The sequence below is a fragment of the Spirosoma fluminis genome, assembly GCF_054778895.1.
The window spans coordinates 620,235-646,062 of record NZ_BAAGZD010000003.1; the positions used below are offsets into that span (position 1 = coordinate 620,235).

Annotated in this window: 16 protein-coding genes; 10 read left to right on the plus strand and 6 right to left on the minus strand. The window is 51.7% G+C overall.

The features are described from left to right. Positions 1 to 81: 81 nt before the first annotated feature. Together ACYVBJ_RS04585 and ACYVBJ_RS04590 are read right to left on the minus strand one after the other, a co-directional pair. A complete protein-coding gene (locus tag ACYVBJ_RS04585; RefSeq protein WP_460981110.1) occupies positions 82 to 1,485 on the minus strand; it encodes a sensor histidine kinase in 1,404 nt (467 codons plus the stop codon). Positions 1,486 to 1,491: 6 nt separating this feature from the next. Next, complete coding sequence (locus ACYVBJ_RS04590) at positions 1,492 to 2,469, minus strand: acyl-ACP desaturase (protein WP_460981111.1); 978 nt, start codon at positions 2,467 to 2,469, stop codon at positions 1,492 to 1,494. A 172-nt stretch (positions 2,470 to 2,641) separates the two neighbouring features. Between ACYVBJ_RS04590 and ACYVBJ_RS04595 the strand changes: the two genes are divergently transcribed. After that, entirely contained in the window at positions 2,642 to 3,391 is a 750-nt protein-coding gene (locus ACYVBJ_RS04595) for a lysophospholipid acyltransferase family protein (RefSeq protein ID WP_460981112.1), read from the plus strand. Positions 3,392 to 3,402: 11 nt separating this feature from the next. Here the strand turns inward: ACYVBJ_RS04595 and ACYVBJ_RS04600 are convergent, their stop codons facing one another. Further along, positions 3,403 to 4,773 (minus strand): sigma-54-dependent transcriptional regulator, encoded by a 1,371-nt coding sequence (locus tag ACYVBJ_RS04600; protein WP_460981113.1) that lies wholly within the window; start codon positions 4,771 to 4,773, stop codon positions 3,403 to 3,405. Positions 4,774 to 4,943: 170 nt separating this feature from the next. On the opposite strand from ACYVBJ_RS04600, the gene ACYVBJ_RS04605 reads away from it, so the two are divergent. After that, the gene (locus ACYVBJ_RS04605) at positions 4,944 to 6,668 is read left to right on the plus strand and encodes an ArnT family glycosyltransferase (RefSeq protein WP_460981114.1); all 1,725 of its coding nucleotides are present in this window, start codon (positions 4,944 to 4,946) and stop codon (positions 6,666 to 6,668) included. Between the two features lie 202 nt (positions 6,669 to 6,870). After that, a complete protein-coding gene (locus ACYVBJ_RS04610; protein ID WP_460981115.1) occupies positions 6,871 to 8,118 on the plus strand; it encodes an efflux RND transporter periplasmic adaptor subunit in 1,248 nt (415 codons plus the stop codon). Between the two features lie 75 nt (positions 8,119 to 8,193). On the opposite strand, the gene ACYVBJ_RS04615 is transcribed toward ACYVBJ_RS04610, so the two are convergent. Next, positions 8,194 to 8,553, minus strand: a complete 360-nt coding sequence (locus ACYVBJ_RS04615) for a four helix bundle protein (protein ID WP_460981116.1) — start codon at positions 8,551 to 8,553, stop codon at positions 8,194 to 8,196. 89 nt (positions 8,554 to 8,642) lie between these two features. Here ACYVBJ_RS04615 and ACYVBJ_RS04620 point away from each other — a divergent pair, with 89 nt between their 5' ends. Further along, the gene (locus ACYVBJ_RS04620; RefSeq protein WP_460981117.1) at positions 8,643 to 9,320 is read left to right on the plus strand and encodes an ABC transporter ATP-binding protein; all 678 of its coding nucleotides are present in this window, start codon (positions 8,643 to 8,645) and stop codon (positions 9,318 to 9,320) included. Between the two features lie 43 nt (positions 9,321 to 9,363). Here the strand turns inward: ACYVBJ_RS04620 and ACYVBJ_RS04625 are convergent, their stop codons facing one another. Further along, positions 9,364 to 9,777: a hypothetical protein gene (locus tag ACYVBJ_RS04625; protein WP_460981267.1), complete on the minus strand. Its 414-nt coding sequence runs from the start codon at positions 9,775 to 9,777 to the stop codon at positions 9,364 to 9,366. A 69-nt stretch (positions 9,778 to 9,846) separates the two neighbouring features. Here ACYVBJ_RS04625 and ACYVBJ_RS04630 point away from each other — a divergent pair, with 69 nt between their 5' ends. The 5 genes from ACYVBJ_RS04630 (at position 9,847) to ACYVBJ_RS04650 (ending at position 22,527) form a co-directional block, all read left to right on the plus strand. Further along, positions 9,847 to 12,234, plus strand: a complete 2,388-nt coding sequence (locus tag ACYVBJ_RS04630) for an ABC transporter permease (protein ID WP_460981118.1) — start codon at positions 9,847 to 9,849, stop codon at positions 12,232 to 12,234. 205 nt (positions 12,235 to 12,439) lie between these two features. Then, complete coding sequence (locus tag ACYVBJ_RS04635) at positions 12,440 to 14,854, plus strand: ABC transporter permease (protein WP_460981119.1); 2,415 nt, start codon at positions 12,440 to 12,442, stop codon at positions 14,852 to 14,854. Positions 14,855 to 14,913: 59 nt separating this feature from the next. Then, a complete protein-coding gene (locus ACYVBJ_RS04640) occupies positions 14,914 to 17,349 on the plus strand; it encodes an ABC transporter permease (protein ID WP_460981120.1) in 2,436 nt (811 codons plus the stop codon). A gap of 225 nt (positions 17,350 to 17,574) precedes the next feature. Beyond that, a complete protein-coding gene (locus ACYVBJ_RS04645) occupies positions 17,575 to 19,962 on the plus strand; it encodes an ABC transporter permease (protein ID WP_460981121.1) in 2,388 nt (795 codons plus the stop codon). 114 nt (positions 19,963 to 20,076) lie between these two features. Continuing rightward, positions 20,077 to 22,527, plus strand: a complete 2,451-nt coding sequence (locus ACYVBJ_RS04650; RefSeq protein ID WP_460981122.1) for an ABC transporter permease — start codon at positions 20,077 to 20,079, stop codon at positions 22,525 to 22,527. A 101-nt stretch (positions 22,528 to 22,628) separates the two neighbouring features. On the opposite strand, the gene ACYVBJ_RS04655 is transcribed toward ACYVBJ_RS04650, so the two are convergent. Further along, entirely contained in the window at positions 22,629 to 23,186 is a 558-nt protein-coding gene (locus ACYVBJ_RS04655) for a sugar O-acetyltransferase (RefSeq protein ID WP_460981123.1), read from the minus strand. Between the two features lie 217 nt (positions 23,187 to 23,403). Here ACYVBJ_RS04655 and ACYVBJ_RS04660 point away from each other — a divergent pair, with 217 nt between their 5' ends. Next, positions 23,404 to 25,815 (plus strand): ABC transporter permease, encoded by a 2,412-nt coding sequence (locus ACYVBJ_RS04660; RefSeq protein WP_460981124.1) that lies wholly within the window; start codon positions 23,404 to 23,406, stop codon positions 25,813 to 25,815. The last annotated feature ends 13 nt before the right edge of the window (positions 25,816 to 25,828 follow it).

Consider the following 25,828-nt stretch of genomic DNA (forward strand, 5'->3'; position numbering starts at 1 on the left):
GAAAATATCAGCTACAGCATGCAACGTATTAGGGGCGCACTAAACTAGCAGTTTAAACCGCAGTATACTTTCAAAAAAACGTTAGAAAATCATGTTGAACGTACTGCCCTGGCCTGGGGTCGACTCGGCGGTAAGCTGGCCACCGTGGAGCTGCATGATTTGCCGCGACAGACTTAGCCCGATACCCGAACCCGTTTTTTTAGTCGTGTAAAACGGAATAAAAATCTGCTCCAGCGCTTCAGGTTCAATGCCAGGACCGTTGTCGGCCACGCGGATTACGACGTGTGGACCGTCGGCAGTGGCCTCAAGCCGGATGGATGGGTCGGCCGGTGTCAGACCCGGCGTTTTTTCCAGACTTTCAACGGCGTTCTTCAGCAGATTAATTAATACCATTTCGATTTGCGCAGCATCGCCCCGAATGGCCAGGTTTGGCGAAGCAATGTCGATGGTGATCTGGCTTTTCTGCGCATTGGCCTGGGCAAGCTGCGCAACGTGACGTAACAACTGCTCAACACCCACCTCGGCAAAAATGGGCTGCGGAATGGTGGTAAAATGCCGGTACGCATCAACGAACCGCATAACGCCAGCCCCCCGCTGCTCAATGGTACTCAGTGCGTCGCGCAGGTCACTGATCGATTCGGAAACGACCGTTGGCAGAACAAGGTCGTTGTCAGCACCTCCGTTCTCCAGGTCTACCGTCTGTTCCGTTTTTGTAAGTGGCACTAAATCGGTTTCAACAATATCGCGCATGGTGCTTGCCAGCGACACAATCGGCGTGATGGAGTTCATGATCTCGTGCCGCAGTACCTTCGTCAGGTTTTGCCAGGCTTCAAGTTCGCGCTGCTGCAGTTCCGTCCGGATGTTCTGTAACGAAGCAACGGTAACCAGGCGACCGCGCAGCCGCACGGCCGTGCACCGAACCGACAATTCGCCATCCGTACCGGTCTGGTACATGACCGGACCCGAGGCATTCGTTGCCGAACGGAGCAGGTCGGCCAGATCGGGGTGCGTAGCGTTTAAATCACTGAGCGTCCGTACCCGGTAGATACCCAGCAGCCGAAGCGCCGTTTGATTAACGAGTTCGACCTGCCCCGCTACGTCGAACGTCAGCAGGCCAACACTGACATGCTGCACAATGGTATTGACGTAGTGCAGGTTCGCTTCTTTCTCGGCCCGTGCCTGCCGAAACGCATCCAGCACTTCGTTGAACTGGTCGTTGAGGTCAACAAACGAGGGACCCAGATTACTATCGGTTCGAAACGCAACGGCGAAATCAGAATAGCGCACCGACTCCAGAAATCGAGTGAGTTTACGATTCAGCCCCGTCACATACTGGTACAGGTTCAGCGTGAGCAGCAGCAACAGACTGGCCGTCGGAAACAGCCAGAATTGATTTGCCTGCCGCAAATACATGGTCACGATCGCTCCGGTCAGGACGACAATGCTGACAATACGCCAGCCAATACCGAAAGCGAAACGGTTCATAGATATCTAGGCAATCCAGCTAAATGGGTATTCGAGCGTTGGCACCTTTGTGCGATCAGCTACCCGGCGCAGCCGATCCGGCAGAGCCATCAGATAGTCGCGGGCGCGTTGACCGGCGTCGTTCAGTTCAACAATAGCGCCAATGTTCCAGTCGGTCAGCAAAGAATCGGCAATATCAATGTAGTCATGGGTCGTGTAGACGCCTAACCGCTGGGCGGCATCGGAGAAATGACTAAAGGTCTGCCCAATTTTAGTACCTGTTTCGCGCAAAAAGTGAGCGGGCATCACAATTTTTTTGCGCATCATATCTTCAAAGGCCAGCATCATCTCGGAAGGGTCAACCTCGAAAATCTGCTGCACAAATGCCTTATACGCTTTAGCATGCCGCATTTCGTCCGAAGCAATGACGCCACAGATCTTGGAGAGCTGGGTACAGCCCGCCTGTTTAGCTAACGTAGCTGTCCGGCGGTGCGATACGTTCGTAGCCAATTCCTGAAACGAGGTGTACACGAAATTTCGGTAGGGATCGCGACCCGTGCCAATATCAAATCCGTCGGCAATCAGATACTGGGTGGAAACCTCCATTGCCCGCATGTTAACCCGGCCCGACAAATACAAAAATTTGTTCAACAGGTCACCGTGCCGATTTTCTTCGGCAGTCCAGGCCCGAATCCACTTCGTCCATGCTTGTTGCCGGTCACCCTGATCAACCCCTTCCATATCCATCAGCCAGGCTTCGTAGGTGGGCAGGGCTTCTTCGGTTATGGTGTCGCCGATGAGAACGGCCACGTAATCGTACGACAGTTCACGCGCACTTTCGCGAAGCAGTTTCACCTCCGCCAGAAAGTCATCTTTGGTAGTGTCCGGCAATAGATCCGCTGGCTGCCAGTTTGACTCAATAGGTTTCAGGTACTCTCCGATCAGGGCGTCGATTTTCTCGCCGACGAACCGCATAACATCCAAACGTGCTCCAGATAAACTCATGTAAACTCAACGCAGAAGATTGATAAATAATCCAATTATCCAGCAAAGTACGATTAAAATACACCACCATTTTAGGCAGCCGGTCAATTTCTACGCAATAAAAAACCGCCAATCGTTAATTTTGAACCCAAAATATTTGTTCTGGCGGTAGTCGTATAGCCGCGCATTCTTTATGAAAAAATTACTGGATTACGTGCTGAGCTGCCTTTACTTACTCTACTTCGGGTTAGTGCTCGTTGTATTTCACGTTGCTCAGGTAGTCGCCTTTCATACGTTTGGCAAGGCCGCCCACAAAAAGACAGTAGACTGGATGAATGCGTGTATCGCCTATGGCTGGTATCTGACCGGCAGCCGAATCCGGTTTCAGCAGCCGTCGAACCTACCGACCGACCGGCCCCTTATTTTTCTGGCTAATCACCAAAGCATGTTCGACATCTCGCCGATCATCTGGTTTCTGCGTCGACATACGCCGGTGTTTGTTTCCAAGATTGAACTGGCGCACGGCATCCCCGGCGTTTCGTACAACCTCCGCAAGAGTGGCGCTGCGCTCATCGATCGGAAGGACCCCAAACAGGCCATCGTTGAAATAGCCCGTCTGGGTAAGTTTATTCAGCAGCACAACTACTCGGCGGTTATTTTTCCGGAAGGAACCCGGTCCGCATCGGGGCAAATGCGCCCTTTTGTCACTGGCGGAGTAGCTACCCTGCTGAAACGGGCCCCGAATGCCCTGGTCGTTCCAATCGCTGTGCGCGGTACGGGTCATTTCAATCCGAAAGGGGTGTTTCCGCTCCGGTCGTTCTCGAAAATGTCGTGGATGGTGTTACCCGGCATTGAACCGACCGGCCGCACAGCCGATGAGGTAGTACGGCTCGCGCAGGAGTCGATTACGGAGGAGCTGGATGGACTTATCGCTCAGCGCTGAGCCAAACTTGCTTACAAGCCAAATTTTTCCAGACGCCGGTACAAGGCCTGCCGTGACAGGCCCAGTTCACGCGCTACGTCGGTAATACTACCCCGATGTTTCTGCATAGCCTGCTGAATCAACTGGCGTTCCATGTCTTCCAGTTGCAGCGTTTCATTGACAGGCGAACTCGCCGAAGCGTCTTTCCGAAACACAAAATCGGTCACTTCTAACGTAGAACCCTGGGCCAGAATCACCGCCCGCTCAACCGCATGCTGTAGTTCCCGTACATTACCGGGCCAGCGGTATTGCTTCATTTCCTGAAGTAAGATGGGACTTAGGTTGGTGACAGGCCGGCTGTATTGCTTGGCGTATTTCTTCATGAAATGCTCGGCCAGCGGACCAATGTCCGTAGGGCGGTCACGCAGGGCGGGCAAGTGCAGCTCAATCGTGTTAATGCGATACAGTAAATCCTGCCGGAATACGCGCTCCGCAACGCGTTCGTTCAAATCGGCATTCGTCGCGCAAATCAACCGGACATCAATAGGCTTGGCTTTATTAGACCCAACCCGCGTTACTTGCCGCTGTTGCAGAACGGTTAGCAGACGCGCCTGCTGCGAAGCGCTTAAGTTTCCGATTTCGTCGAGAAAGATAGTGCCGCCATTCGCTTCTTCGAACCGTCCGGCCCGATCCTCCCGCGCATCAGTAAAGGCGCCTTTCACATGACCAAACAGCTCACTCTCGAACAGGCTTTCGGTTAAGGCGCCCACATCGACGCTCACGAACGGCTTATCGCGTCGGAGCGATTGTTCGTGGATAGCGCGGGCAACCAGATCCTTACCGGTACCGTTTTCGCCCAGAATCAACACGTTGGCATCGGTAGGCGCCACCCGTTCGACGGTGTCGAGAACCGGGCGCATAGCCGCGCCAATTAAGGATTGAGAAACGGCTTTCGGAACTGAGCTATTTTTGCCAACAACCTTCCCTTCTTTATCCTTGGGCACTTCGTCGCCCTCATTTTTTTTGCCTTCAACGGCCCCGCGAATGGTATCCAGAAATTTGTCGTTCTGCCAGGGTTTCAGCACAAAATCAACGGCCCCGGCCTTAATCGCCCGAACGGCCATCTCTACATCGCCATAGGCCGTAAAGAGTACCACCCGCGCCTGTGGATTAATATCCAGAATGCGGTCGAGCCAGGCAAAGCCTTCGCGTCCACTGCTCACATCGCGCTGAAAATTCATATCCAGCACAATGGCATCATACTGATTATTGTTGAGCAGGAATGGAAGCTTTTCGGGGTTCTTTTCAATGTCCACCGTACGGGCGTGCCGCTTCAGCAACAAGCGGGCGGCCAGTAAAACGTCGGGGTCATCGTCGACGATTAGAAGTTTGGCATCTTGCATAGCTCAAAGATAAACCGGATGACTATATTGTTGCATACGATACCGGATGAACGGCAGATTAGGCTTTTCTTACGTACTTTGAGGACGATAAAAGTCACTGCGTCGGTGTGGACCACAACTCATTTGTGAGCCTGGCCGCCGTTGCTGTACTGGCTCTCCCTACCAAGTTAATGACAGACGAACGGTTATCTTTTACGAATCGCTGGTTTTACGGTTTACTGGCGGCTGGCCTATTTTTGAACGCAACCGGCCTGGTTGCGCCCATTCTCGAACCCGATGGTGCCCTATACGCTACTATTGCCAAAAAGATAGCGCAAACCGGTGACTTTGTCAATTTATACGCAGTTGGAACCGATTGGCTCGACAAACCCCATTTTCCATTCTGGATAACGGCAATTAGTTATCAGATATTGGGCGTTACTACGTTTGCCTATAAATTTCCGGCACTGCTGTTTTTTCTGGGCAGCGTTGCTTATACGTATTCCTTTGCCCGGCTAATTTACCCAAAACTGGTTGCTCAGGTTGCGGCACTCGTGCTGTTAACGGCCTTTCACGGCGTACTGTCGAACAGCGACGTCCGGGCCGAACCGTACCTGATGCTCCTGATTATCGGCCCCGTTTACCACTTCTGGCGGGTTTTTCAGTCGACGGACAATCGCAGAGGTTCCGTTCAGCAATGGCGGCATATACTTTTCGGTTCGCTGCTGACTGGCTGCGCCCTGATGACCAAAGGTGTGTTTGTGCTGGTGCCAATCGGCGCCGGGCTTGTAGTGCATTGGCTGATCACCGGCAACGGGCGCGAGCTTCTAAAACCGCGCTGGTACGCAGCAGTGGTCTTGTCGTTTCTGTTTACGCTCCCCGAAGTGTATTGCCTGTACGTACAGTTTGACCTTCATCCTGAAAAGGTGATATTTGGCGAAACGGGCGTATCGGGCGTGCGCTTTTTCTTTTGGGATAGCCAGTTCGGTCGCTTCTTTAACACGGGCCCGATCAAGGGCCAAGGTGACAAGTTTTTCTTTGTGCATACGCTCCTGTGGGCCTTTCTGCCCTGGTCGCTTCCCCTTTACGTGAGCGTCGGTAAGGCGCTGGCTGGTTTAACGAAGCGAAACCTGCCAGGTTCAGGCAGCTTACCGGAGTACGTATCGCTGGGGTCGGGACTTGCTACGTTCCTGCTCTTTTCGCTGTCGGGATTTCAGCTACCGCACTACATGAACATTGTTTTCCCATTCTTTTCGATACTTACGGCTCACTTTCTGGTCAATTTACGCCCCCTTGCGCTCCGACGCTGGACCATCGGACAGACGGTAATTGGCCTGCTTTTAGTCCTGCTCAGTGTCGCTATTCTGCTGCTGGTCGAGCCCAGTCAACTGGGGCTGGCGCTGGGCTGGGTTGCGGTCATTACGTTCGCTACGTTCACTCTGTTCCGAAAAACCAGTCTGCTGTCGCTTATGGGCCGTATGGTTGGCGTAGTACTGATGCTGGCCGGTATGCTGAATCTGTTTCTGTACCCAACGCTCATGTATTATCAGGCAGGCATGACGGCCGCTCGCTACGTGAATGGACAACCAGGACTAGCCAATCGACCAACCGTACTGTATGAACCCGGTACGGGTGTGGGGGGGGGAAGTTACTGGACGTATGAATTTTACGCCGATGCCCCGACCGTATATGCCCGGTCGGATTCAGCGTTATCGGCTCAGGTTCGGGAGCAATCGAAACAGGTGTTTACTACGGCAACCGAGGCCGATTCATTAGCCACCCGAGGTTTCAACGTCCGCCGGGTAGCTTCGTTTCCCTACTACCATGTCAGTGTATTGACGTATGATTTTCTCAACCATAAGACCCGCGCCCGGACAGTAACCCCCTACGTTCTGGCGGAAGTTTCCCGGCCGTAATACCGCAGGACAAAAGCGGACAGCATTTTGTCCGAAACCGGACAGACAATAAGCAACAAAACCGTCTAAATAGCTGATCGTCAATGATAGACCCTAGTTGGCACGGCTATTGGGAAGTATCTGGCAAGCGAATGAGTTCAAAGCGTTTGATCGCTTCGGCCGGCGTCCCGGTTTCACTATTTCACTCGTTCGCTCATTAACAATGGATCGCGTCTTACCTAAACGTTTCTGGACAACCCAGCGCATTGCACTCTCAGGTGGTGGAGTACTGATTGCCGCCTTACTGGCTTACACATTCTTCTTTGCCGATCGTCGCTCGAAGCTTAACGTAGAGAAAGATAAAATCACCGTTTCGGAGGTCAAAACAGGCCCGTTTGAAGATTTCATTGCGGTGACCGGCGTTGTGCAGCCCCTTAAAACCATCCGGCTCGATGCCATTGAAGGTGGCTACGTAACGCAAAAATTAGTGGAAGGCGGTAATACAGTCGACAAAGGTGATGTGCTGCTAAAACTGGAAAACCAGAACCTTAAGCTAAGCTTTCTGCAATCGGAAACGGAAGCCAACCGACTCGTTAACGATTTACAGAATACCCGCCAGCGACTGCGCGTTGAACGCTATACCCTGCGCAAAACCCTGGCTGATCTGGAAGCTCAAATCGAGCAGGCAAAGGACACCTACGATCGGCAGGCCAAGCTTATTAAAGACAAGGTTGTTTCGGAAGAAGACTATCTAAAAGCCAAACGGGCGTACGAGCGCCTGGTCGAGCAGCGCAAAATTGAAATTGAGTCCCAGAAATATCAGGAGGACAACTCAAAACTTCAGATTCAGCAACTGGAAGGTACGCTGCGACGGACCCAACGTAACGTAGCGCTCTGGCAGCAAACGCTCGATAACCTGGTTGTAAAAGCCCCGGTATCCGGTCAGTTGTCAAGTATTGATGTGGAAGTTGGATCGAACATCAACCGGGGCCAGAACATCGGCCAGATCGACGATTTGAACGGCTTTAAGATGCGGGTCGGCATCGACGAACACTACATCAGCCGCGTATTTCCGGGCCTGAAAGGTTCGTTCGAGTTTAACGGCAAAATGCACCAGTTAGAAATCAAACGTGTCTATCCGGAAGTAAAGAATGGCCGCTTTGAAGTTGATATGACGTTTGTGAATGGCGCGCCAACCGGCATTAAACGGGGCCAGTCATCGCCGATTCAGCTTGAATTAGGCAAGGCGGCTAAAGCGACTCTGCTGCCGGTGGGTGGTTTCTTCTCCGACACGGGTGGCAACTGGGTGTACGTTGTCGATAACTCTGGCAAGCGGGCGGTCAAGCGTACCATTACGTTAGGCCGCAAGAATCCAGAGTTCTACGAAGTGCTGGATGGATTGCAACCCGGCGAACAGGTCATTACGAGTTCTTACGAAAATTTTGGCGATAACGAAGTCTTGGAGTTTTAAGGAGGAAAGGGAGGAATGGAAAGAGAGGAGCGTTACTTTGGTCTTGTTTCGCTCGCTCCTCCTTACTCAATACTATTAGAACTTCTCTATTCTAGTTTTAATCAGGTTTTGCAGCATCGACGAAATGATGCGGCTCTTGCTAAGTAGTTCATTACCAGCTTCTGCATCGAGGATGCCAACACCGATAGCCAGGTAGATTTGTGTTCTTGACTCACCATTAGAGCCCTTTGCAATGCGTAAAAATCGAATAAACTCTTTGTTAGTGTGGCGCTCGAAGCCCTCTGCAATATTTGACGGCACAGAAACGGATGAGCGTTGCATTTGATCACGCAAACCATAGTCTTTACAATCAGCAAGTAACTTGTATAAATTAACTGCCTGAGCCAAACCTTTTTGCCAAACTAATAGGTCTTCGAATTTTTCAACTTTAGCCATGATTACGAGAGTTTAGGTGAGTATAGGCAAAGCTAGTAAAATCCCTTTCGTCCTTATTCTCCTTCCCTCCCGCTTCTCCTAAAATAACAATGATCCAGACAATTAACCTTCAGAAACTCTTCGCTACCGAAGAAGTTGAAACCACCGCCCTCAATGGCATCAACATGGATGTGAAAGACGGCGAGTTTGTTGCCATCATGGGCCCCTCCGGTTGCGGCAAGTCGACGCTGCTCAACATTCTCGGTCTGCTGGATAACCCTAGCGATGGCGAGTACAATTTCTACGGTACGGAAGTGGCCAAAATGACGGAACGGCAGCGCGCCCAGCTCCGTAAAGGCTCAATCGGGTTTGTTTTCCAAAGCTTCAATCTGATCGACGAACTGACGGTTTATGAAAACGTGGAGTTGCCGCTCCTGTACTTAAAAACTCCCACCGACGAACGTAAAGCTCGCGTTGAAGAAGCCTTGAACCGGATGAGCATTATGCACCGGCGCAATCACTTCCCGCAGCAACTGTCGGGTGGTCAGCAGCAACGGACGGCCATCGCCCGGGCGGTCGTCGCTAAACCCAAGCTGATTCTGGCTGATGAACCGACGGGTAACCTCGATTCGAAAAACGGAGAAGAAGTAATGAAACTGCTGGGCGAGCTGAACGACGAAGGTACTACGATCATCATGGTAACGCACTCACCCTACGATGCTGGCTTTGCCCACCGCATTGTCAATCTATTCGACGGAAAAGTGGTGACGGAAAATTTCCACGTATAATCGCGTATAACCAAAGCGAGCCGCAGATACCTGCGGCTCGCTTTTATAAGAATTCGTTTAAATCGAGTTGTAGTAGCTCCGAGAACGACGATGCCGTTGGTAAGGCACCATCGCCAAATCGGTATCGAAGCCACTCTCGCGTTTTATAATTGAAGACAAAGCCCTCACGAATACCGTATAGGTCCTCATCAATCAGTTGGATTACCTTCTGAAGATCACCTTTTAACCCATTTGTGTGGCATACTTCAATAATAATCGGCGTTTGGTCGGTTTGGTTATCGCGTAACGAAACATCAGGTATCTGACTGGCCTTCCCTTCGTCAAGCATGGTCTCGGGAAGCGGTTCTAGTCGAATACTCTTCTCGCGATAGTACAACACGCCTAATCCCACTGTCAGCAACGAAATTATTCGCTGATGTTCAACCGGTGCCCAAAGGCCAAGGTCCTCATTGGCAATGGATGTTGACGTAACAGGAGGAAAATACCTAGTGGCTGTGCGTTTCTCACAAAACTATCCAAAACGATCATGTTCCGCAACTACGTCAAGATCGCCGTTCGGAGTTTGTTAAAGCATAAACTCTACTCGTCGATAAACATATTTGGGCTGGCCTTAGGGATGGCCTGCAGTTTACTGATCGGCTTATGGGTCAGGGATGAATTGAGCTATGACCGTTTCCTGCCCGATGCTGACAAGATCTATTTTGTACGGGTAAATTTTCCTTTCAACGGCGACACGGTGACAAATTTTGCGACGCCGGGTCCGTTGCAGGAAACGATTTCACAGCATATTCCAGAAGTGGCGGCTGCCACCAAAATCAACTGGGGCTTCGAAACGCTCATTAAAGCCGGGGATAAAGCCGCGAAAGAAAAGGGACATTACGCAACCGCAGACTTCTTTGATGTTTTCAACTTGCCCGTTGTGCAGGGGAATCCTAAAGCAGCGCTGGCCCAGACGAATCAGATTGTTATCACTCGAAAAGTAGCCGAAAAATATTTCCCAAATACGTCGGCGCTGGGCAAAACGGTACAGCTCGACAACAACAAATTTTACGTCGTAGGCGCTATAATTGAGGATTTGCCTTACAACGCTACGTTGCAATTCGGCTGGCTGGTAAACTGGAAGGTGCAGGAAGAGGACTGGATGAAAACCTGGGGCAACAGCTCGTTTCAGACCTTCGTCCGACTCAAGCCTAATACGACGCTGGCGCAGACAGAAACCGCGATGGGCGTGATCTACCCACGTTATGCCGGAAAGAATTTCGAAACGGGCCGCCCCATCTTACAGCCCATCACTGACCTGCACTTGTATGAAGACTACAAAAATGGCAAAGCCGTTGGCGGCCGGATCGAGTACGTTCGAATTTTCTCTATCGTAGCTTTGTTCATCCTGCTCGTTGCCTGCATCAACTTCATGAACCTAGCGACAGCCCGTTCGGCCATGCGTGCCAAAGAAGTTGGCGTTCGGAAGGTAGTAGGGGCCATGCGGTCATCACTGATTGGCCAGTTTCTAAGCGAAGCTGTATTAACAAGTTTACTGGCGGTACTGCTGGCTTTAGCACTGGTTTGGGTTATCCTGCCGACGTTCAATACGTTGTTTAGCAAACAGCTGGTTATAAGCCTGGCTGAGCCTTCACTCTGGCTCCTGCTTGGAGGCCTTATACTGGTAACCGGCGTTGTGTCGGGCAGCTACCCAGCGTTGTTTCTCTCCTCCCTCCAACCCATCAAAATACTGAAAGGGCGTTTACAGTTCGGCCCTGGCCCCACCCTGTTTCGTCGGACGCTGGTCGTTTTTCAGTTTTCGTTGTCTATATTCCTGATCGTAGGCATGCTGGCCGTTGGCAGACAGATGGATTACCTACGTACCAAAAACCTGGGTCTCGACCGCGAAAATGTGATTTACATGCCGCTGGAAGGGGAAATTGCCCAGCCTAAAAAGGTAGAAGCTTTCCGGCAGGAAGTCATGCGGACTCCGGCTATTTCGTCGGCGACGACGACTATGTTGTTACCCGTAAATATTCAGGCCTCTTCTGCCGATCTGACGTGGCCGGGTAAGGACCCTAAGCTGCAAACGAGCGTCTCCTGCATGTTTGTCGGCGGTGATTTTACCAAAACCATGAATATCAGGTTGCTCGACGGTCGTGATTTCCGGTTCGATAGTCCGGCAGATTCAACCAACTACCTGATCAATGAAGCAACGGCCAAACTGATGAGCGAATCGGCCGCACCGGCGGACCGGCCGGGCATGAAAGACCCGGTGGGCAAAGAAGTTTCGTTCTGGCCCGGTAAAGGAAAGATTATTGGGTTGATGAAAGACTTCCACATCAATTCACTGCACGACCCCATTAAACCGTTGATTCTGGCGTTCGATGCGCGAAACACCAGCTATCTTCTCGTACGAACCAAGGCCGGGCAGACCCAACAGGCCATCAGCGATATGGAGCGGCTGGCCAAAGACTTCAACCCAAACTATCCGTTCAGCTATCATTTCCTGGATGAAGAATACGAAGGCCTGTACCGCGCTGAGCAGCAGGTTAATACGCTTGTGAATTACTTTGGTCTGCTGGCGATTCTGATTTCCTGCTTAGGTTTATTCGGGCTGGCCGCTTTCATGGCGGAACAACGGACCAAAGAAATTGGTGTGCGCAAAGTGCTGGGTGCCAGCGTTACCAGCATTGTCGGTTTGCTGTCAAAAGACTTTCTCAAGCTTGTATTTATTGCTCTGGTACTGGCCTCACCGTTAGCCTGGTGGGCGCTGAACAAGTGGCTGGGCACGTTTGCCTATAAAACCGATTTGACCTGGTGGATTTTCGGTTTGTCGGGCGGGCTGGCCGTGTTTATTGCCTTCCTGACGGTAAGCTATCAAAGTATCAAAGCCGCCCTGATGAACCCCGTCAAGAGCTTAAAAGCCGAGTAGAAACCGTTCATAATCGGACGTACGACTGTCCGGAACTGGACAACGAAACCTTACAAAAAAGCCGTTTTCTTAACGAGGGCGGCCTTTTTGTATCATGGCACAACAGTTGAGCTTAGTTAGTGCGGTATTCGACACAACGCAGCTAATTTTCGAGGGTGCTACGTCTCAAACACCCGATTCGATCTCCTTTAACGTTTAGCCAGCTATGCTTTTCAGTTACATCAAAATTGGCCTTCGCAATCTCTGGAAACATCGTACGCATACAGTAATTAATGTAGTCGGTTTGGCGGTAGCTTTTGCCACCGGTCTGCTGCTTTTTCTGACCTCAGCGTTCGAGCTATCATACGACCGGTTCCATACCGACGCTGACCGCATTTTCAGGCTCTATTTTGAACAAAGCGAACGCGATGGTAAACCCAACAAAAGTGCGTCAATGCCTTATCCGCTGACACCGGCTCTGAAAGCCGAAGTTCCGGAAATTGAAGCGGTAACGCGAATTGTGTGGGGCAGTGGCGGGGTCCGAAAGGGAGAGCAGACCTACAAGAAGATGGTGCGAAGCTGCGACGCCGATTTTCTGAAGGTATTCTCGTTTCCGCTCAAGAAAGGCAATATCAATACCGCCCTGGCTGGCCTGAGTAATATCGTTATCAGCGAGAATATGGCCAAAGACGTATTCGGGACGGCAGACCCTATGGGTAAATCGATCCAGATTCGACTGGACAACGGCTGGCAACCCTTCGTCGTAACCGGTGTTATCGGCGACTTTCCGGACAACTCTACTCAGCAGTACGATGCCCTGACCCGTATTGAAAACAAAGGCGATTACGCAGATTATAAAGGCCGGTGGGATCACACGAATCATGAGACGTATGTGAAATTGAAAGCCGGAACCACACCGGCCATGCTCGAACGGCGCTTGCAAGCCTTTACCGACAAATACTTCGCGTCCGACAACAAGGAACGTAACGCTCAGGGGTATCCGAAAAACAGTCTGGGCTATCAGAAAAGTCTCTTGCTAATGCCCTTTACCGATGTTCATTTCGATACAGAAACGGGCGGAGGCCAGGGAATCAGCAAAACATACATTTATACGCTGCTATTGGTAGGCTTATTTATTCTGGCGATTGCCTGTATTAACTTCGTCAATCTGACCATTGCACAGGCCGTTGGCCGGGCGCGGGAAGTGGGCGTCCGGAAATCGCTGGGCGCTGGTCGGACGCAGTTGTTTGGTCAGATCTGGGGCGAAACATTCCTGCTCTGTTTTGTCTCGCTGTTGATTGGACTCGGACTGGCCTGGTTCTTTTTGCCCACCTTCAACCGGCTCTTCAGCAGCCACCTGTCGCTCGACAACTTTCTGAAAGTCGATACGTTGCTCATAACGGGTTTAGGTTTTGTGCTTGTAACCCTGGTGGCGGGAGGTTACCCATCCTGGTTTGCGACCCGCTTCAATGCGGTAGAAGTCTTAAAGGGTAAAGTGAGTATGAAACGGCCAGGGGTGTTACGTAACTCCCTTATCGTGGCCCAGTTTTCCATTGCCTGCCTGCTCATTGTTTGTACGCTGATCATGGGTCAGCAAATAAAATACCTGCGCGAAAAGCCGATGGGTATAAACGAGGAGCAGGTTATTAGTATACCAGTTGGGCAGGACCTCGACGGCGCAACCGCCCTGCAGCAAGTGCGCAACCAGTTGGCCAACAACCCCAACATTGTATCGGTGTCGGGCTCAGGGGTTAACATTGGTGCCGGGCTGGATGGCAACTCGTCGCGTATGATGTACGGCTTTACGTATAACAAGCGTGATGTACGCTGCGACTGGCTGCGGGTCGACTTCGACTACCTGAAAACGTTGGGGGTTAAACTCGTCAAAGGCCGTGATTTCAGTTCGACATTTGGCACCGACACGGTATCGTCCGTGCTGATTTCAGAGAGTATGGCCAAACAACTGGGTGAGTCGAATCCAATTGGCAAGTTCATAAAACCCGATCAGAAGCCATTCCAGATCGTTGGTGTCATCAGTGATTTCAACCTGTATTCATTGCACCAGAAAGCCGAACCGATTACCCTGCAAATGACCGATGGCTCGGTCAATTACGTCCTGATTCGGGTAGCTCCGCAAAACCTGACCAGCGCCATGAGCGAGGTAAAAGCCGTCTGGAAAGACATTGCCCCTAAGCAGGAGTTTCAGGGGTCATTCCTGGACGAGAACACCGACCGTTGGTATAAACGCGAACAACGCCTGTCAACCATTTTCACGACGGCGGCCGGTATCGCTATTCTATTATCGTGCATGGGTCTGTTCGCGATCGCTGTCCTCAGCATTGAGCAACGTACTAAAGAAATTGGCGTGCGCAAAGTGCTGGGCGCCAGCGTTACGAGCATTGTCAGTTTGCTCTCCAGAGATTTCCTGAAACTGGTGCTGATCGGTATCGTCATTGCCTCGCCCGTAGCCTGGTGGGCTATGCGTGAGTGGCTCACGAATTTTGCGTATCAGATCGACATGCCGTGGTGGGTATTTATCGTGGCGGGGGGACTGGCGGTACTCATTGCCCTCTTGACCGTTAGCTACCAGAGTATCAAGGCTGCCTTAACAAACCCGGTGAAAAGTTTACGCAGCGAGTGATCCGGTAAGTGGGCAGCCCCCGCCTACCGAATTGTTCTCGCCCAAACCCATTTATAAACATGTTACGTAATTACATCAAAATCGCCTGGCGAAATCTCCGCAAGCAACGAGGGTTTACCTTCATCAATATTTTCGGTCTGGCGGTAGGCTTAGCCTGTTGTCTGCTCATTACGCTTTACGTTGTGGATGAGTTGAGCTACGACCGTTTTCACGCCAAGGCCGACCGCATCTACCGTATCAACACCGACGTCAAGTTTGGGGGCAACGACATGCGAATGGCCGTTTCGCCCGATCCCATTGGCCACACGCTCAAACAGGATTACCCCCAGGTTGAGCAATTTGTGCGGCTTCATGATCGGGGGGTGTGGCTTGTCAAGCAGGCCGGGGCCGCCACCAACCTGCGCGAAAATCACATTACGTTCGCCGACTCTACCTTATTCGATGTATTTACCTTGCCCCTCGTTTCGGGCGATTCCAGGCGAGCGTTGGCCTCGCCAAACACCGTCGTTATCAGCGAATCGGCAGCTAAACGCCATTTTGGTACTCAGGACCCGATCGGTAAGACGCTGATTTTCGACAACCAGCAGGCGTACAAGGTGACGGGCGTAATGCGTGATATGCCCACGAATGCGCATTTCCACAGCGATTTCTTCCTGACCATGTTGAATGATAACTATCCGTGGGGGCAATGGCTAAGCAACAATCACTATACGTACATTGTGCTGAAAGAGGGCGTGGATTATAAGCAGTTTGAGAAAAATCTCGATGCCGTTATCGAAAAGTACGTCGGCCCGCAAGCCCTTCGGGCGGTTGGTTCCACTATGGAGCAGTTCCGGAAAGCCGGAAATGCATACCGGTTCTGGCTACTACCCATTACAGATATTCATCTTCATTCAAAGCAGCAGATCGAGTATTTGCCCGCCAGTGACATTCAATACGTTTATATCTTCTCGGCGGTAGCCCTCTTCATTCTGCTGATTGCCTGCATCAATTTTATGAACCTGGCCACAGCCCGCTCGGCTAACCGCGCCAAAGAAGTAGGCGTTCGGAAGGTCCTGGGGTCCGAACGTCAGCAGTTGATCGGGCAGTTCATGTCCGAATCCGTGCTGATGACGGTATTGGCGATGGCGCTAGCGCTGGTTATAGTCGCTGTGGCAATTCCATTATTCAATACCATTGCCGCCAGAGAGTTAACCATACAAAGCTTACTATCGCCTTACTTGTTGCCCGTACTGGTTCTGCTACCTATTGTTGTAGGCTTACTGGCGGGTAGTTATCCGGCCTTCTTCCTGTCGTCGTTCCGCCCGATCAGCGTGTTGAAAGGTGGTACAGCATCTGGAAATCTGAATGTACGGAGCTTTAGTCTACGGAGCGGTTTGGTTGTTTTCCAGTTTATGATGTCAGTCATTCTGATCGTTGGTACCATCATCGTCTACCGGCAAATTAAGTACATACAAACGGCCAACTTAGGTTTTAAACGCGAGCAGGTTCTGACCATCAATGATGTATACGCCCTGGGCACCCAAGCCGAAACCTTCAAGCAGGAAGTACTTCGCCTACCCGGTGTAATCAGTGGTTCTGTATCGGGCTACCTGCCGACACCGTCGAGCCGAAGCGATAACTCGTTTTTTCCCGAGGGCAAAGTAGACCAGCGTAATGCCGTACAGATGCAAATCTGGGGCGTTGACCACGACTACGTTAAAACGCTGGGTATGCAGATCGCTCAGGGGCGTGACTTTTCCCGCGGTTTTGGTTCCGATTCCGCAGGTGTACTCCTGAACGAAACAGCCGCTAAACAGTTCGGAGGCAAGGACATCCTCGGCAAACGAATTGTCACCTTCGACGACCCAACCCTCAAGACCTTTAAAACTTATACGGTCATTGGTGTCGTTAAGAACTTCAATTACGAGTCGCTCCGGCGCAACATCGGTGCCTTGTGTATGATCTTGACTCCGAACAGCGGAGCGGCTTCATTCCGTCTGAGCAGCACTGATTTACCGGCCGTCGTTCGTCAGATTGAGGCAAGGTGGAAGCAACTGGCCCCTGGCCAACCCTTCAACTATGCCTTTATGGAGGAAGCTTTCGACACCATGTACCGCGCCGAACAGCGGGTGGGTAGCATCGCCCTGACCTTCGCGGGCCTGGCCATCCTGATTGCCTGCTTAGGGCTGTTTGGTCTGGCTGCGTTCATGGCCGAGCAACGGACCAAGGAGATTGGCGTAAGGAAGGTGTTGGGCGCGTCGGTTTTCAGCATCGTTGGGTTGTTAAGCAAAGACTTTCTGAAGTTGGTTGTCATTGCCATTCTGGTTGCCTCACCGATTGCCTGGTATGCCATGAGTCAGTGGCTTAAGGATTTTGCGTACCGGATCGATATCGAATGGTGGGTGTTTGGCCTGGCAGGGATTGTAGCGGTAGGCATTGCCTTGCTGACGGTGAGCTTTCAAAGCATTAAAGCCGCGTTGATGGATCCGGTGAAGAGTTTGAAAACGGAATAAAAGAAGGGCAGTAAGGGGCGAATGGAATAAGTCTTCGCTTCCTATCTACCCTCTTTCTCTGGTTCCCTCAAACGTCCGCAAGTGAACGACAATCCGTCCATTTGCGGACATATTTATTTAAAAACCCTTTTTATATTACTGACATTCAGCCATTTGACTTTCTGGTACAGCCTTTGACGCGTATCATTAATACATACAAATTTATTACCTAAACGTCGACGGCTCATGCTACGCAACTACCTAAAAATCGCTTTGCGGAACCTCTGGAAGAACCGGCTGTTCAGCACGTTGAACATTGTTGGCATGGGCGTAGGCATGGCGGCCGTCGGGCTGATGAGTCTATACATCGCACACGAACGCAGCTATGACCGTTTCCACGCCAATGCCGACCGGATTGTCCGGGTTGTGCATTACGCTACCTGGCCGGGTGGTGATCTGAAGCTGGCACCCACCTCCGCTCCGTATGCCAGCGCCCTCCAAAACGAGTATCCCGAAATTGAAGAAACGGTACGTATCCAACCCGAAGGAGGTGGGCTGATTACGTATAAAGACAAAAAGATTGAAGCGAACGACATCTTTTTCGCGGACAAGACCGTGTTCGATGTTTTTACCTTCCCGTTATTGTACGGCAATCCCGCTACGTCCCTGGCGCAGCCCCAAAGTATTGTACTCACCAAAAGTCTGGCCGAGAAACTGTTTGGCGATGCAGCCAAGGCCGTAGGGCAGCCCATCGAGTTCAGCAATCATTTTGTGAATACCGTTACCGGGGTCATTGACGACGTACCGAACCGTTCGCATTTGCAGTTTAGCGCGTTACGTTCGCTACCGGCCAACTACACAAGCGGCTGGCAGAACTTCGAACTCTTTACCTACATACTGCTGAAAAAGGGCAGCGATTATAAGGCGCTGGAAGCGAAACTGCCGGGTTTCTACGATAAGTATCTGAAAAAAGAAGTCGGCGAGGTTACGTACCGCATGGAGCTTCAGCCCATTACGTCGATCCATCTCCACTCGCACCTGGACTATGAAATCAGCCCGAATGGTGATGCCGGCACAGTCTCGGTATTCGCCATCATCGCGGGTCTGCTGCTGTTCATTGCGGGCATCAATTACGTAAACCTGTATACGGCGCGGTCGATAACCCGGACGCGCGAAGTCGGAGTGCGCAAAGCCATTGGCTCCCGGCGCGTTCAGCTTATCGGCCAGTTCATGACCGAGTCACTCCTGATGGCTTTTCTGGCGAGTCTGCTGGGGGCTTTTCTGGCGAATATCCTTCTGCCCTGGTTTAACGAACTGGCGGATCGTTCGCTCTCGCTTACGCAGTACGGTCAGCTCACGACGCTAGTCATTGTGGTTTTGTTTACCGGGTTGCTGGGCGTTGGCAGTGGCCTCTATCCGGCTTTGCTGCTATCGGGTTTCCGGCCCGTCACGGCGCTGAAAGGTCAGCAAGGAGGCCAGTTCAGCAAGGTTCAACTCCGGCAGTCGCTGGTTGTCTTCCAGTTCGTAGCCGCTGTGGCCTTAATTGCCTGCTCAGCCATGATCTACCGGCAAATGAACTATGTGCAGCACAAGAATCTCGGCTTTAACAAAGATCAGGTGTTGACTTTTCACCTGGATAGTGATAAACCTCGCCAGCAGGTAGAATCCTTGAAGGAACAACTTCGTAAAAGTCCGTTTATTGAGGCTGTAGCGGCCGCATCGAACCCGATCGGCAACAACAATATCGGTACGAACGGAATGTTCTTCGAGCAAAACGGCACCATGCCAACGTCGACCCAGGTCGTTCAGAAATTCTCTGTCGATTCGGATTACCTGAATACGCTGGAGCTCAAGCTCGTTCAGGGACGTAACTTCTCGACCTCGTTTCCCAGCGATGCACTCGGTGCGGTGCTCGTCAACGAAGCGCTGGTGAAAAAGATGGGCTGGCAGAAACCGATCGGGAAGCGGGTGAACTACTATACCGGCAAAGACCAAACCGCCGAGGCACGGGTTGTGGGGGTAGTCCGGGATTTTCACACCTATTCGCTCCAGCACAAAATCGAACCGCTGGTGTTGCAGATGCCAGCCCCGGCTGACAAGGACAACCTATACGTACGCATACGGCCCGAAAAAACCGCCGAAGCCCTGGCCTATATCACTCAGGTCTACCATACCTATGATCCAGCCGCCAGTCTATCGTTCCATTTCCTCGATGAGAATTTTTCGCAGCAATACAAAGCTGAACAGAAACAGGGGCAGGTACTGCTTTCCTTCACGCTGCTAGCCGTACTGATCGCCTGCTTAGGCTTGTTTGGGTTGGTGGCCTTTGCCGCCGAAGCCCGTACCAAAGAAATTGGAGTGCGGAAAGTACTTGGCGCATCGGTTGGCAACGTAGTGGCTCTCTTATCCAAAGACTTTATTAAGCTGGTGTTGATTGCCGTCGGTATTGGGTTACCCATTGCCTGGTATCTGACAAATCAGTGGCTGCAAAACTTTGCTTACCATGTCGACCTGGAGTGGTGGGTGTTTGGTCTGGCAGGGCTCCTGGCCGTAAGCATTGCGTTACTAACCGTCAGCTTTCAAAGCGTGAAAGCCGCCCTGATGAACCCCGTCGAAAGTTTGAGAATGGAATAAAGGAGTAAGTGAGGGAAAGGGACGAGAGGGAACATGAATTTTACCTTTCCTTTTCGTCCCCTTACTCCTTTCTCTATTCCGTTTCCACCTATTATCTCCTTGCTCCCTTCTTTTATGCTCAAAAACTATTTCACCACTGCCCTTCGCGCTCTGAAGCGGAACTGGAGTTATTCGCTGCTGAACGTATCCGGCCTGACGCTGGGCCTGACCTGCTGTTTGTTATTGTTCGTAGCCGTCCGTTATGAACTTAGCTTCGACAAACACAACGCCAATGCCGACCGCATCTATAGAATGCTCGGTACGAATAAGACGGCTCCCAACAGCAAACCCAATACGGGTATCACGTTTCCGGCGCTGGCTGCGCTCCGTAACGATTTTCCGGAACTTAAGCATCAGCTCACCCTGGTTACCCGGATTAAATCGGCGGTGGTAGCCGTGCAGGGCAAGGCAAATGCCGAAACCAAGCGGTTTCAGGAAACGGATGGCGTAATCGCCTTTGCCGAACCGGAATATTTCAACCTCTTCGATTATACCTGGGAAAAAGGCAGCCCCCAGACAGCCTTGTCGAACCCGAATACGGTGGTTGTCTCGGAGCGAATGGCCCATAAATATTTCGGTAAGGCCAACCCGATAGGAAAAATCATTCGGTTAGAGAATCGGATGGACTTTGCGGTAACGGGGGTTATCCAGGACCCACTCCCCACGAGCAGCATGCCATTCGAGGTGTTCCTGTCGCACGCGTCCGTGCTGGCCTATGGCAGTACGTCGCCCCCCGACGACTGGAAATCAACTTATGGCGGAGCTCAGATTTACATGATGCTGCCACTGGCTTCAGCCGGATCGGAAACACCGGCCGCCCGGATGGAGCGTCAGCTTGTCGGCTTCGTAACTAAATACCATGCCCCCGAAGATGCCAGAACGTTGGCCTATATTTTACAACCCCTGACCAACATTCATTTTGCCACCAACATCACAAATTACGCCCAGCGGAGTATCAGCATCGAAATGATCTGGGCGATGGTGCTGATCGGTTTCTTTATTCTGGGGACGGCCTGCATCAACTTTATCAATTTGGCCACGGCACAGGCCATTCGACGGGCCCGAGAAGTAGGCGTCCGGAAAGTATTGGGAAGCACTCGTGGGCAACTGGTACGTCAGTTTTTGGGTGAAACCAGCGTGTTGACGGGTGTGGCGGTTGTGCTGGCTCTGCTGGTTGCTCAACTCTCGTTGCCTTACGTCGGTGAACTGCTCAACCTCAAGCCGGGAGCCGCTGTGTTGTTCAGCCCGGCTGTAATCGGGTTCTTACTAACCTTGGGCGTATTAACGACCCTACTGGCGGGTTTTTACCCGGCGCTGGTGCTATCGGGTTATCAACCTATTTCGGCGTTGAAAGGTAAGGGCAATGCAACCGGCACCGGTCGTTACCTGACGCTACGGCGGGGTCTGATTGTAGGCCAGTTCGCTGTCTCCCAGCTATTGATTATCGGCACTATTATCGCCTACAATCAGATGAGCTATTTCCGGTCGGCTAACCTGGGCTACGATAAGGAAGCCGTTGTAACAATACCCTTACCCGAAAATGAACCCGGACAGCTAGCCAATTTACGGGCTAAACTTACTGGCCTGCCGGGTATACAGTCGATCAGTTTTGGGATGACCAGCCCCTCATCGACGAGTAACTGGACAACCGGTTTCCGGTTTGGCAATGACGACAAAGACCCCGGTTATGGCATTCTAATGCGCCCCGCCGATATTGCTTATGTACGTACGTATGGCCTGAAGCTACTGGCCGGGCGGATATACCAACCCGCTGACTCCATCCGTGAACTGGTCATCAACGAGACATTCATGAAACGACTGGGCTTTCAGCAACCCGAGCAGGTTCTTGGCAAACTGATGACAGTGGCGGGTGAGGACGTAAAGAAACCCATTGTGGGTGTAGTTAAGGATTTCAATATGTTTTCGTTGCGGGAACAGGTCGAGCCGAGCGTTCTAACCACCCAGCGGAGCAACTACCGGACCATCGCCCTTAAGCTGTCGGCGCAGCGGGGCGGCACGGGGGCTATCAGTCAACTGCTGAAACAGGTCGAAACTGCCTGGACAGCGACCTTTCCTGAGTTTGTCTTCAGCTACGAATTTCTGGATGAAACGCTGGCAAACTTTTATAAAAGTGAACAGCAGATGTACTCGTTGTTTCAACTGCTGGCGGGTATTGCCTTATTTATCGGCTGCCTGGGCCTTTATGGCGTGGTAGCATTCATGGCCGAAACCCGGACCAAAGAAGTGAGTGTCCGCAAAGTGCTCGGCGCTTCAACGGCCAACATCTTCGGCTTGTTTTCGTTTGATTTCGTTAAGCTTGTCGTCGTCGCGCTGGTGCTTAGCTCACCGGTAGCCTGGTACGTAATGAATCAGTGGTTGCAAAAATTCGCCTACAAAATTGATATCGAATGGTGGATGTTCGCCCTGGCGGGTCTGCTGGCGGTCGGCATTGCTCTGCTGACAGTATCATTCCAGAGCCTAAAGGCTGCCTTGATGGATCCGGTGAAAAGTTTGAGAACGGAATAAGGGGAGTAAAGGGAGGAGAGGGAATATGGTATGGATTTTATCCCTTTCTTCCCATTACTCCCCTTCCTCCCTCTTCTCCCCTTCCTTCCTCTCTTCCCCCTTTACATCAACTCCCGAACAACACGGCAGGGATTACCCGCTGCGAATACATTGGCTGGAATGTCTCTGGTAACGACGCTGCCCGCGCCGATGGTGGTATTGTCGCCGATCGTTACGCCGGGGCAAACGATGACGCCACCGCCTAGCCAGACACTATTGCCAATCATGATCGGTGATGCCAGTTCGGGGCCCTTGTCCCGTTCGGCCGCGATAACAGGATGATAAGCGGTGTAGAGCTGTACGTTTGGCGCACATTGCAGGTTGTCGCCGATAGTAATTTGAGCACAGTCCAGGAAGGTGCAGTTGAAATTGACAAAGCAATTTTCGCCGAATGTAATAAATGAACCGTAATCGCAGTAAAATGGGGTTTGAATGTTAAGCCCCTGTCCGAAATCGCCCAAAAGCTGTTTGAGGATCGCCTGCCGTTCGTCCTCGGCATCATAGGGCATTCGATTGAATTCGGCGAACAAAGCGCGGGCTTTGTACCGCATGTCTACCAGTGTCGGATCGTTGGCGATGTACAATTCGCCATCGAGCATTTTCTCTAGTTCTGTTTTCATTACGTTGACTAAGAATGTCTTCGCCGGAAGATAAGCAGTGCTGACTTATTTTTCGGCAAATCGCCTGTCCGCAACTGGCCGAACGATCGTCCGTTTGCGGACATATTTGCACATCTACCAATCGCTACTTGCTGGTTTACAGTAATTTATAATTCTGGTACGACGTTTGGGCGAACCTAACACATCTTGTCGTTGAACCAATTTCTGTCGATCGGTTATGATACGTAATTACCTGAAGATTGCCTGGCGAAGTTTACTCAAACACCCGACCACAACGGGTATTCACGTACTGGGACTGACGCTGGGGTTAACGACCTGCCTGCTCATTGTACTGTTTATTCGCAATGAGTTGAACTATGACCGGTACCACCACCTCGGCGACCGGATCTATCGGGTCAGCGAGATTACTACGACGAGCGACGGAACCGAGCGATCGGGCATTACGCCCTATCCGTTAGCACTGGCGTTACGTAACGATTTTACCGATTGGGCTAAAACAACCCGCGTTCACGCCGATCGGGATGTAACTATTACGTTATCGCGGGAGAAGATCCTCCGAGAGAATAATGTCCTGTTTGCCGAGCCTGAACTGCTCGACGTGTTTGACATCGACATGGTGGCTGGCAATGGTCGGGAAATCCTGAAACAGCCTAACCAGGCTATTTTGAGCGAAAGTGCCGTCCGCAACTATTTTGGGAGCGCGCCTGCTATTGGCAAAACGTTTAAACTGGATGGTAAAACCACGGTACAAGTAGCGGGCATCATGCACGATATGCCGTCGCAGTCGAACCTGGCATCCAGCCTGATCGTGTCTTTCCCCACCATGAAAACCTATTTTGAGTTGGGAATTGATCACTGGGGATTACGTTCGGGCGGCTCCGTATTTGCCTTGCTGCCAGTCGGCCACGCGCCGACCGAATACGCCAGCCGGTTAGCAACCGCCAGCAAAAAGTATTTTGCCCGGGAGCAGGGAGAAAAACACGAACTGGTTCTCCAGCCTCTGCACGACATTCATACGAATCCGGAGTTTGAAGGCAACCGGCTTACCCAAGCTATATCGCCGACGTATCTCTACGTATTCGCTGCCATCGGCCTGTTTGTGTTGCTGATTGCCTGCGTTAACTTCATCAACATGTCGACGGCCCGGGCCATGACCCGCTCGCGCGAGGTGGGCGTCCGTAAGGTAGTTGGCGCGACACAGGTCCAGTTAATCAGCCAGTTTCTCAGCGAAGCGTTCTGGTTGTCAGCATTTTCGGCCGCACTCGCCATGGCATTGACCTACTCCGTTTTGCCTGCCGTTAATGATTTCATGCAAAAACAGATCGATTTCCGCTGGAACGAGTCATTACTTTTTATTGCCGCACTCGCCTTGCTGACAACGGTTTTGGCGGGTACGTATCCAGCTTTCTTTCTGGCGCGGTTCAAACCTATAAAAGTTTTAAAAACGCAGTCGGAACCAGGGCGGGGCGGCCAGGCGTGGCTACGGCAGGGCCTGGTGGTGTTTCAATTTACGATTTCGCTCGTATTGGCGGTTGGGGTTCTGGTCATCTATCAGCAGATGACCTATTTCCGCCAGAAAGACCTGGGCTTTCAGCATAACGCGCTGGTAACCATTCCGGTACCTGAACCCAACAATCTGGCGGCTCTTGGCCAGGAGCTTCGGCAGATTCCCGGTGTCCGGCAGCTTTCGTTCGCGCTGGGCGCTCCGACGTCCGATAGTAATTTCGGCACCAATATGCACCCCGACCCAGCCAATCAAGAGAAACAAGTGGGTATCTCACTGAAGCTTGTCGACGCTGATTATTTGAAAACATACGGCCTGAAGCTACTAGCCGGGCGCTTTCTGGAACACCACGATACGTTAGCCATCGCCAGTACGATTGCGGAAAAAGACCGGCGTTACGTATTCGTTGTCAATCAAAATGCAGTGAAGGCAATGGGGCTGGCCCAGCCCGAACAGGCATTGGGCCGGAAAATACACATTGGACTCAACGACATTACGGCTGAGATTATTGGGGTGGTCAAAGACTTCCACACGAGTTCTTTACGCAACCCGATACAGCCGATGGTGATGATGAACTTCCCGTATTTCTATCGATCGGCGGGCCTCAATTTACAGACTCAGAACTACGCCAAAACGCTGGCCTCTGTCGAACAGGTTTGGCGTACGTTTTACCCCGATAATTTATTTGCCGCCACGTTTCTGGAGCAAAGCTTACAGGAGCAATACGAAGACGAAGAACGTCAGTTTACGCTGCTACGTGTATTTGCCGGGCTGGCTCTGGTCATTTGCTGTTTGGGCTTATGGGGCTTGGCTACGTTCATGATCGAACGCCGAACCAAAGAAATTGGTGTTCGAAAAGTGCTGGGCGCATCGGTGCCGAGCCTGGTCTCCTTATTGTCGCGCGATTTCCTAAAACTGATTCTGATTGCCATTGTCATTGCCTCGCCCATTGCCTGGTATGCCATGAACCAGTGGCTGAAGGACTTCTCCTATAAGATCGAGGTTGAGTGGTGGATGTTCGTGGTAGTCGGTCTGCTCGGTACGTTGGTTGCGATATTGACGGTGAGTGTTCAGAGTATGAAAGCCGCGTTGATGAATCCGGTCAAAAGTCTTAAAACCGAGTAAGGGGAAGAGAGGG